The 10,006-nt window shown below is 63.2% G+C and carries 4 protein-coding genes and 1 pseudogene; 1 reads left to right on the plus strand and 4 read right to left on the minus strand.

Translation table 11 applies throughout. The features are described from left to right. Positions 1-96: 96 nt before the first annotated feature. Entirely contained in the window at positions 97-897 is an 801-nt protein-coding gene (locus tag C1I93_RS23965; RefSeq protein WP_111245545.1) for a transposase family protein, read from the minus strand. 209 nt (positions 898-1,106) lie between these two features. On the opposite strand from C1I93_RS23965, the gene C1I93_RS31750 reads away from it, so the two are divergent. Further along, on the plus strand, positions 1,107-1,802 hold the full coding sequence (locus tag C1I93_RS31750; RefSeq protein ID WP_181445301.1) for a hypothetical protein: 696 nt from the start codon (positions 1,107-1,109) through the stop codon (positions 1,800-1,802). 187 nt (positions 1,803-1,989) lie between these two features. Here the strand turns inward: C1I93_RS31750 and C1I93_RS23975 are convergent. The 3 genes and pseudogenes from C1I93_RS23975 to C1I93_RS23980 form a co-directional block, all read right to left on the minus strand. Beyond that, positions 1,990-2,610 (minus strand): annotated as a pseudogene (locus tag C1I93_RS23975) (IS701 family transposase); the annotation flags it as partial. Beyond that, positions 2,600-3,175 carry a hypothetical protein gene (locus C1I93_RS31270; protein ID WP_146603567.1) on the minus strand — a complete coding sequence of 192 codons (576 nt, stop codon included), beginning with the start codon at positions 3,173-3,175 and terminating at the stop codon, positions 2,600-2,602. The gene C1I93_RS31270 and the pseudogene C1I93_RS23975, both read right to left, overlap by 11 nt. Then, complete coding sequence (locus tag C1I93_RS23980; protein ID WP_111245547.1) at positions 3,172-10,002, minus strand: polymorphic toxin-type HINT domain-containing protein; 6,831 nt, start codon at positions 10,000-10,002, stop codon at positions 3,172-3,174. Before C1I93_RS23980 ends, C1I93_RS31270 begins: the two co-directional genes overlap by 4 nt. Positions 10,003-10,006 lie beyond the last annotated feature (4 nt).

Consider the following 10,006-nt stretch of genomic DNA (forward strand, 5'->3'; position numbering starts at 1 on the left):
AGTGAACCAGGTCAACCGCGTCACGCTGAAACTCTTCCGTGTACTTCGATGGACGCCCCAACGGGGACACCCCTTCCTCTGGACCAACATCCAGTCTCAGGGTGTCCACATCTCAGGGGGAAGGCCACGGTTCGCTTCGACGTGGTGCAGGGCGAGGATGGCCTGCACGATCGCGGTGGCTCGGCGTGGGCAGCAGCGTAGCTTGACCAGGATCTTCCAGGTCTTGAGTGTGGCGATCGCTCGTTCTCCGCGGGCGCGGATCTTGGCGTTGGCCCGGTTCACGACCTTCTGCCGGCGTGACAGCTTCGGGCGGAAGCGGCGTCGCTTGAACGGCGTGCGCACGCTGCCACGGGCGCCCTGGTAGCCCTTATCGGCGAAGGTCATCACATCCGCGCTGGTCAGAGCATCGATGATGCCGTGACTACGCGCGGCGCTCAGATCGTGTACCGACCCGGGCAGTGCCGGTGATGCCCACACGAGCCTGCCGGCGGCGTCCGCGATGACCTGCACGTTCACGCCGTGGCGTTTGTGCTTGCCGCTGTAGTAGGGCCTCTGATCGGCGACTCGGTCGATCGGGATCAGCGTGCCGTCCAGGATCGCGTACGCCAGCAGCCGGATGCGTCGCATCGCGGTGTCCAGGTCATCGGCTGCCGCGCTGAGCAGGGCGATCGCTTCCTGGACGTAGCGCCAGGCGGTGGCGACGCCGATCTCGAAGCCGGCCGCGAGCCGGGTGTAGGTGTCGCCGTTACGCAGATGGGCGAGAGCGAGCAGCGCCTGCCGACCGGGGTCGAGGCGCCGCCACCGGGAGCGGCGCTGCTTGCGGTGGCCCCGGATGCGTTCGGCGAGGTGGTTCAGGGTGCGGCTGGACAACGCAACCGTGGCGGGGTAGGACAGCATGGCGAGGCTCCCGGTCGGGGCTTCGAGTCTTGGTCGACAGCTGTCCTACCTGGAGCCTCGCACCCATCGATCACCGGGCCTGCCACACCCATCCTGAGCTGCAAGATCAGCTTGGAAAAGGCTCATTTGAGATTGAAGCGGTCTATCGACTTTGGCTTCTGCCTTTGGATCAGTTCCGCGCCCTAGTGACTTTGCCGACGCTTTCTGCCGTGATGGCCATCTTGGCTGGCGTTGGGGTTAATCTAGTCACAGGGGATGGAACGCGCGAGGCTTTCTTATCCGGATTGCAGTTCATTTTTCTGGGAGTTCTTGCACTTTTGATTCTTAGTTTCACGCTAGCGGCGAGCTATCGTCCGCAGTCAAGCGCGCGACTGCTGGCTCGACGCATTATGAAGATTTCTGGCGGGGTTGGTGACCCTTTCGTGTCCCTTGAGAGCGCTCAGTGCTTGGTGATGGAATTGCGTCGGCATGCCAGGGTAGGTGAAAAGTTGATCAATGCAGCCCGGTTGATGAAATTTCGCAAGTGGGCCTCCTCTTATGCGAATGGCAAGGAGCTTCGACAGTTCCTTGCAGTAGCGTTCACCGCCCCGCTTGCGACAGTGGTGGTGATCTTTCTTGGGTTGTCCGACGGGGCGGTGCCTACTTTTCTGCGTTGGTTTGTGCTGGTTGGGTGCTTTTCTGGAACTTTGGCTCCCGTTCTCCACTTCTTCAATGAGCGGAAGAAGCAAGAGGTGTTTGGTAGTTTCCTAGTGAAAGAATGTCAAGCGGTTCTTCTTCAGTTGAGAGTTTTGGAGCGGAGGCAAGGCGTTCGCCTCGCTGGATCGTCCGAATCTGGTGCTAAGGCTGGCCGCAGACGTTCGTATGATGGTGCTCGTAGTAGGCGTAGAGGTCTAAATCGAAGATAGTGAAGTGCATGATCTCCGGCTAAGCGCATGATTCAGCGCTTTTGCATGCGGTTTCTTCACCTGCCGACTTTGTGGTGCCGCTGCTGTTGAGTGGGCAAATGGCGCCAGACGTACTCCCTTTTCGAGAACGAACAGCTTTCGACGTGCCACGGCTTCCCCTGTCGGGTCGAGCTGGTAGCCGTCTAGTGTCCTGATCCTCCAGCCAGCCCCGCAGACCGGGATTCTGCCCGTAGGCCTCATCAGCGGTGAACCACGAAAACGGCACGCCCGCGGCGACTGTCCTCTCCAGCATGGCCTGCGCCTGCTGCGGCTTCGTCGCGAACTCGACAGCGTCCGGGACCGCCGCGCGCCGGCACCGGTCCCGATCACCGGTCCACGACTTGGGCAGGTAAAACTCCCGATCGATCAACGCCCGCCCCCGCGCCGTCGCATAACACAGAAACGTGCCGATCTGACACTTCTCCGTCTTACCCGCCGTGCCCGAATACTGTCTCTGCACCCCCGCCGACGCCCGGCCCTTCTTCACGAACCCCGTCTCGTCAGCGACCAGCACCCCAGCTCGATCGCCGATCCGCTCAACGACATAGTCGCGCACATCATCACGGACCGCGTTTCGGTCTCACGCCGGACTACACAACATGCCCCGCAACCCGTCCGGCGACACATGCCCCGCCTGTTCCGCAAGCGTCCAACCATTACGCCGCCGCAACGGCGCCAACAAACCCCGCACATACGCCCACGCCCGCCGACGCGACTCCACCCGCTCAAACCGATGCGCAAAGAAACAAAGCGCCCAATCAACCGCCATTTGGGTCACCCTCGGATGCGATGATTATGCGCCTCTCACTACTCCACCCTGACGGCGGCACAAGCGGGGGATACTCCTGAACAACCTCGATCCGGGATTCCATCATCTCGTCACTTGCGACGAGACGAACACTGAACCTCCTTTCGGGAAAACTAGCACTGAGCCTGGCACTCCAAGATCGGACCAAAACCAGCGCCAATTCACGGTTAGCGTCTTCCACCAGTTCCGCAGGCCCTCTATTCTGGCGGAAGATTTGGGCAATTTCAAATATGTTAAAACTGTCAACGAACTTTGACCACGACAAGGGTGCCCATTTTGAGCTCGACACAGGCACTCGAAGACGCCGTGAGATGTACTGCGCATCATCTCCCCACAGGGCAACGAAAACTGCCCCCTCAATTTCCACAAGTTTTGGCCAGAACAGCATCGAGTACACCAAAGCCTGCACAGAGTCACCCAACTCACTGATGTACTCAACCGGGTCGACGGACCCGACCTCGGGATACGCGGACTGGAGAATTCGGACCAATGCGCCACTTGTGTTTTCTGGTTCTTCGTCACTCATTTTAGATATCCCGGTGGAATATGCTCGGGGACCTCAGCCCCCGGATAAGCCTTGCCTGACCCCTTTGGGTAGTAAAGAGGCGGTTCCATACCTGAGTGAGTCCCTCCCGTCCCTCGGAACCTTGGCCCCTTCTGCCACCCCGAGGGCGCCCTGTCGTTCTTGATCCAGGTTTGATAGCGCGTAACCACGCCGTCAGAATTCCTTTCAAAAACCGTATGATCGCCCTTGGCCGCAGGGTCCGGGGGCAGGTCCTCAGCACGCCCGCGCTTTGCAGCAGCTTGCGAACCGTCGCCGCCAGGTGGGCAGTTGTGTACGAGCACCGGTGTGTTGCCGGCGAGCACATAGTACGTGTGGATGTCGGCGACGGTCAGGTCGTGCATCTGTTCGTTGCCGTAGTGGTTGCGGGCAACTTCGACCGTGACTTCAGTCCCATCGATGGTCGCGAGTTGCTCGCCGGAGCGTAGTTCCGCCGCGTTGACCCATTCGGTTCTGGTCTGGCTCCAGAAGGGGTGATGCTGGGTGGTTTCGAGGGTGGTGATGGAGTCGTCGGCTAGGCGTATGTCGAGGTCGGTGAGGTCGGTGTCTTGGTTGGTGTGGGTTTGGGTGACGGGTTTGGCTTCGTCGTCGCCGGTTTCGGGGTCGGTGGCGAGGACGAGGTCTCCGACCTTGACCTCGGCGATGGCTTTTGTGGTGCCGTTGGCGAGGAGGACGCCGGTGGTGGGTGCGAAGCTGTGTGTACATGAGCCTTTGCCTTTGAGCCCGAAGCGAGCGCCGGCCGCGAGACCACCGGCGCCGATTCCTGCCTCGGTGCCGGATGCTACGGCTGCCTCAATGTCTCCCTTGGCCAAGTTCGACCATGCGCTCCCCCAACCGGCGTAGATGTCCTTGATCGCGACAGCTGGACTGATGAGGGCTGAAACATAGTTTTCGGCGAAGATCTTGCTTGTGTCCCACAGCGCGTCTCCGAGAGACATGTCCCCGCTATAAACGGCATTAGCGTTGTTGTAGGTCGTCACCCAGCTGTCTTTGATGGTGTTTAAAGTGTCGACTACCGGGCTGACGACTGCATTCTTGACCCCCGTAAAGAAGCCGCTGACGGCCTTTTGCGCGGTGGTTTTCTTCTTTGGAGGGGCGGGGTTGGTGTTAGGAGTTCTCGTGCTTTTGCTGCTGTACTTCGGCGTGTAGTTGACGATTTTGGTGCTGGTGGGGCTTTTGTAGGCCCTGATGTGCCCGTTGCCGTCGCCGGTGGCGTAGAGGCCGGACGGGTCGCTGAAGGTGGTCGGACTGTTGCGGGCGTATGCGTATCCGTGCCATTGCTCGGGGTCAGCAAGGTCCATGATCGGGTCAACCGAGATGAATCGGCCGAGGGTGGAGTCGTATTCGCGTGCGCCGAGGTGGGTGAGGCCCGTGTCGTCTTGGGTGCCGCCGACGAAGGCCTTGCTACCGAGCCAGACTGATGGGGTTGTGCCGCGTTGTTCGCCGTAGGGCATGGTGCGGCGGCGTTGGCTTGCCAGGGTGCTGGCGTCGATTTGGATTTGGCCGGTGCCTTGGTGGTTGCTGACCGTCCACTTCAGCCCGGATGTGTCTCGCACCGCGATCCCGGCGTAGTAGCGGGTGCCCAGCGGCCCGCCGCTGGTGGGGGTGACGACCAGTTCGGTGCTGCCGAGGTAGAGGGTGGTCTTCTCAGCTGCGCGGGAGAGGAGGCGGTTCCCGTCGGCGTCGTAGAGGTAGTCGGTGGAGGTCGTGTCCTCGGTGATGGTGCCCAGCCGGCCCTCAGGGTCCCAGGTGAGTTCCTGTGTGGCACCGGTGGGCGTGGTGCGTTGGGTCATATTGCCGGCGGTGTCGTAGGCGAACCCGCGGGTGGAGGTGTCGGCCAGGGGGCCGGTGGCGGTGACCGAGGCGACCTGGTGGGCGGTCACGCCGTGCGGGGCGCCGGTGTTGTAGGTCCACACGGTGTTGCCGGCGCTGCTGTTGTGGTCTGTTTGGGTGAGTCGGTTGCCGAGGGCGTCGAAGGTCCAGGTCCGGTGATAGGGGTCAGCACCGGAGCGTTGGGGGGTGGTGCAGGTCGTGGCAGTCTGGGTCCAGGCTTGGGTGAGCCGGCGCAGTTGGTCGTAGGTGAAGCATTCGACCTGGTCGGTGGTGCCGTTGGTCGTTCCGGCGATCGAGGTGATGTTGCCGGTCTGGTCGTAGGTGTAGCCGCTGGTGAATCTGCTGGTGAACGTTCCGGGGGTGGTTTGGCTTTCGGTGGCGACGTCGTGGCTGTCGAGTCGTCCGGTGCCGGTGTCGATGGTGGTGGTCTGCCGTACTTGGCTGCCGGGGGTGCCGTGCAGACTCTGGTGGCTGGGTCCGTGGTTGTAGTAGGCGACGTCCGCGAGGTATCGGGTATCAGGGACGCCGGCGATCTGACCGGTCGTCGAGCGGAGGTAGCCGTTGTTGTCGTAGGACGAGGTGATGGTTTCGGCGGGTAGGCCGCCGATGCCAGGCAGGGTTTGCCTGGTGATCTGGCCGCCGAGGTTGTAGGTCAGGCCGGTGGTGTAGGTGCCGGCGAGGGCGCCTTCGGCGGTGGGGATGGTGACGCTGCTGCCGGTGGGCTCGTAACGGTCGGTGTAGCCGGTCACCGCCGTGGTGTAGGCGTTGCCGTCGTGCCACCTCGTGGACGAGGTCAGACGTCCCTTGGCGATGCTGTCGTACATGTAGCTGGTGAGTCTGGTGCCGGTGCCGACGTCGCCGGCCCAACTGCCCGTGGTGCGCGACTGTGCGTCGTACTCCGTGGAGATTTTCTGTCCGCGCCCGTCAAGGGTGTAGGCGACCCTGCCTGCGGTGTCGTAGTGGGTGGTAGCAGTGCCGGAGTCCGGGTCGGTTTTCTGCGTGAGGCGGCCGGTGAGGTCGTAGGTGTTGGTCCACGTATTGCCTTCGGGGTCCACGACCTTGGTGAGTTGGTCGAGGAGATCGTATGTGTAGGTGGTGCTCTGGTACGTGTTCGGGTTGGTGGCCGAGGTGTACTGGTCCAGCCGGGTCGTGTTGCCGCGCGTGTCGATGTGATTGACGGTCTTGGTGCCGCCGGTCGGGGGCACGACCATCGTGCGGTCGCCGTAGTAGGTAGTGGCGGTCTGCCGCCACGTGGCACCGAGCTTCTTGTCCACCTCTGCGGTGACCCGGTTCAGGTGGTCGTAGGTCGACTCGCGTACGGCAGGGACGGTGGCCAGGCTCGGGTTCACCAAGCCGGAGCCGGCGGCGGAGCTGTTGTGGAAAGGTGCGGTGCTGGCGGCGACATTGCCGCGGGCGTCATAGGTGGTGGCGGTGACGACCCGTCCGCCGTTCGGGCCCGGCTGCTGGACTTCCCTCACCTGACCGAGACCATCGACGTACTGGTACGAGTTCAGGTAAACGGGGCTGCCATCGTGGGATTGCAGCGTCTCGGTCCTGGTCCGGGCGGGGGCGGTGGGTTGGCCGATGCCGCTGGAGGTGATCTGGTAGCCGAACCGCAGCGACGGCACCTCGGACGACTTCGCTTGCCCCGGCGCGTACACCTCGGTTAGCCGACCGAGCGCGTCGTAGACCAGGTCGGTGACCTTGCCGTTCGGGTCGGTGATCCGCGACGGTTCGCCGGTATGCCGGTCAATCTGGGTGGTGCTGGAGTGGTTGAAACCGCCGCCGACGATACTGGCGATCCCGTTGTCGGGCCAGTTGATGCTCGGGCTGTAGTTCGTGGTGACGGCCAATCCCGTCGAGTCGGTCGTGCTCAGGATGCGGCCGGTGTTGTCGTAGGTGCTCCGTCCGCTGGACACGTAGCTGGTCGGACTGTGGTAGGTGTGGACCTCGGCGACGTTGCCGTCGAACGGGTTCTGGGAGCCTTCGACGGTGTGCGTGTCGTAGAAGGTGACCGCTCGCGACAACAGCGTGCCCGACCCGCAGGTGTCACCGGACCAGGTCTCCACCCGCTCCGGAAAATTGATCATGTAGAAGGAGTTCGGGGCGTCCTGTTGGGCGTAGGTGTAGGTGGTGCAGGTGTTGTCCGCGACCCCGACCTCGTTGTACTGGTGGAATCGAATCGGGAGCCCGTACGTGCTCTCGTAGATGGTCTTCTCTTCGCTATGCCGCCAGCTGCCGTCATCGAGTTTGACGCGTTGGTTCTCTAGGCCGAGGCGGACTTGACGGGGGTTGGCGTAACCGGGGCCGTTGAAACTGCCTTGAATGATGTGGTCGTAGCGGGTGCTGGCGACCTCGGTGTAGGACGCGTCGGCCGGATTCGCGTTGTAGCTGGTCATCCGATAGTGCCGGGTTTGCAGGGTCCGGCCGGCGCGGGCGTAGTGGTCGTCGTAGGTGTTACCGGCGTAGTCGGTGACGGTGGTTTCCTTGATGCCGCCGCCGCTGCTGGGGTCGTAGATGTCGTGGTACATGCCGCGGAAGAAGTTCGACATCGACACCGTGTACTTCGACGGGTCCGTACCTGAGCCCTGCACGACGCGCACACGGTTGTAGCCAGCGAAGACGCTCCACGACTCCTCGGCGTCCGGGACGAGCGGATTGTTGGGGCTCTTCCAGGCCGGGTTCCCAACCGAGTAGTCGTACTGGGTGACCTGATCTGGTGACCCGCCTACCTGGTCTTTCACCACGACCTTCTTGACCAGGTATTTGTGGAAGATGCCGAAGCCGGGATCGGCACCCGGTGGTGAGTGGAAGATCGGGTAGCAGTCCTCGGTGTTGATGTCCCAGTTGCCCTGCTTGCCGTTGTGCCAACTGTTGAACCCGGACTGGTTCGACCCGCCCTGCGGGCACGGTTTCTGCGTGCCGTAGGTGACCTCCGTGCGGCCACCGAGACCGTTGCGGACCACCAGCAGCCGCGGCATCCGCATCGCCGACACACCCAGACCGGCCTCGTCGTAGTCGACCCGACCGTCGCGGAAGTTCGGCTGCACGCCGTCGACGTAGTCAAAGTCCACCGGCGGCAGGTCAATCTTGTTCGCGTCCGCACCAATCAAGCCGATCGGCCGCACGTAGTCCAGGACGAACACCCGCTCCGTCAGGCCGGTGGGGCTGGACACCTTGTAGCGCAACTGCACCCGGTTGATGTTGTTCCAGGCCGCAGTGCCGGCGTTCCACTGGTACGACGTCACCCGGTCCAGGATCTTGCTGGTGAAGAACGACTGGGTGTAGTTCCCGCACGACGACGAACCGCACAGCAAATCGCCCGGCACGTCGGGGTAGGAGTTCGGGTTCGACGACAGCGACGGACACGCTGCCGGGGTGTTGTTGAACGGGTCATCCTCGGCCGTGCGCTCCACACACCGGTTCTCCCACCCGAAAACCACCTTGCCGACCGGGACCGCACCCGCCTCGGTCACGTTCTTCGCGTACTCGACCTCCGACAGGTACCCACCACGGTCGTACTGCAGGATCGACCCGCCCGAGGCCCGCTTGTAATGGTTCGTCTCACGCGTCCAGTGCAGATACGTCTCGTTCTCGTTGGCGTCACGAACCCGATCCAGGTTCCACCGCCACGGATCCCGACACGACGCCGGATACGAGCTGTAACACGGCTCCCCCGGCTCATCGCCGAGGAAAGACATCTTCCACACCGAGTCCCGAACGAACCCGAACCGATACTCCGTGCCGTCCTGCGTCCACACCTTCCAGTAGCCGTCGTCCTCAGCCCCACCAGACAGGAATTCCACCCGCCACCCGAGATCGTCGACCGGCTTCCACACCCCCGCGGTGGTCTTCACGATCTGCGTCGACTGCCCCTGCAGCGAGATCGTGATATGCGATGCCCCCGCATCGTTGGTCGCCGCCTCCCCGTCCTCATCGTCCGGGGACTCCCAACACATCTCCGTCTTGTACGTCCGGCACGGCTTGTACATCCGCTCGACGTAGCCCGGCGAGTACGACCACCCCAACCCCACCGGACCGGACTGGTTGTTCGTGCCGTGCGTCATCCCGTCCACCGCAGACGAGCTGTACGACAACTGCAGGCCCAACGTCTGCCCGTACGGCAGCGGCGGCTCCGGCAACGGATACGAGTAGTTGAACGACCCCGCACTCTCCCCCACCTGCCACGACCCCGACGGCTTCAAATCCGAAGCCGTATAGGAGCCCGTCGAACCACCCGACGCCGACGACGCCAGCGCATACACGCCTACCGACTCGACCGATGTCTCCGCCGCAAAGCCCTCGAACACACCCGTTCGACTGCCGGCAGCGGTCGAATCACCAGCAACACCCACCACCGCCGTCAACGTCCGAGCGTGCGGATCATTCGTCGTCGACACCCACACCGGATCCGCCGAACACTCCGGCACCTCCGGCGACGTCACCGCGCACCCCGGCAACCGCACCAATGTCAACCGATCAGCAAACGAACCTCCATACGCCTGCGCGAAATCCGCATAATCGATGACAACCTGCACCGCGCCCGCCGTCGCCGAGCCGTCAGCACGAGCAAGCGAGTACAACGGGCCCGAGTTACCCAACGCCACCGATGCCGACCGGTCGAACGACCGCACCCGCACCGCCCCAACCTCACCAGCCGCCTGCCCTCGCGCCGCCACACCCTCACCTGCGGGCACCTCGCTTGCGGGCTCGACTGTCAGCCCGAACGCCGTCCGATCCCCGGCGTCTCGCTGAAGGTCGATGACCGCCTCACCCCCTGCCGGGAACTCCCCCGCAGGAAGCGGCTCCGTCACCGTGACCTCGTCATCCGGATCCGGGTCCTGCTCCGCCTGCTGCACCGCAACACTTGACACCGACGGGGAGTCGGCCGGCTTCAACGCCGGCACCGCTACCGCCGGCTCCCTGAGCTGCAACACCGGCAACAACCCCACCAGCATCGCC

The organism is Micromonospora endophytica, from assembly GCF_003236305.1.
Classification (GTDB): domain Bacteria; phylum Actinomycetota; class Actinomycetes; order Mycobacteriales; family Micromonosporaceae; genus Micromonospora; species Micromonospora endophytica.

What these genes read in the sequence shown, in the direction of transcription:
- C1I93_RS31270 (WP_146603567.1), bottom strand. Translation starts at nt 3,175, where the DNA reads ATGAGTGACGAAGAACCAGAAAACACAAGTGGCGCATTGGTCCGAATT.
- C1I93_RS23980 (WP_111245547.1), bottom strand. Translation starts at nt 10,002, where the DNA reads ATGCTGGTGGGGTTGTTGCCGGTGTTGCAGCTCAGGGAGCCGGCGGTA.
- C1I93_RS23965 (WP_111245545.1), bottom strand. Translation starts at nt 897, where the DNA reads ATGCTGTCCTACCCCGCCACGGTTGCGTTGTCCAGCCGCACCCTGAAC.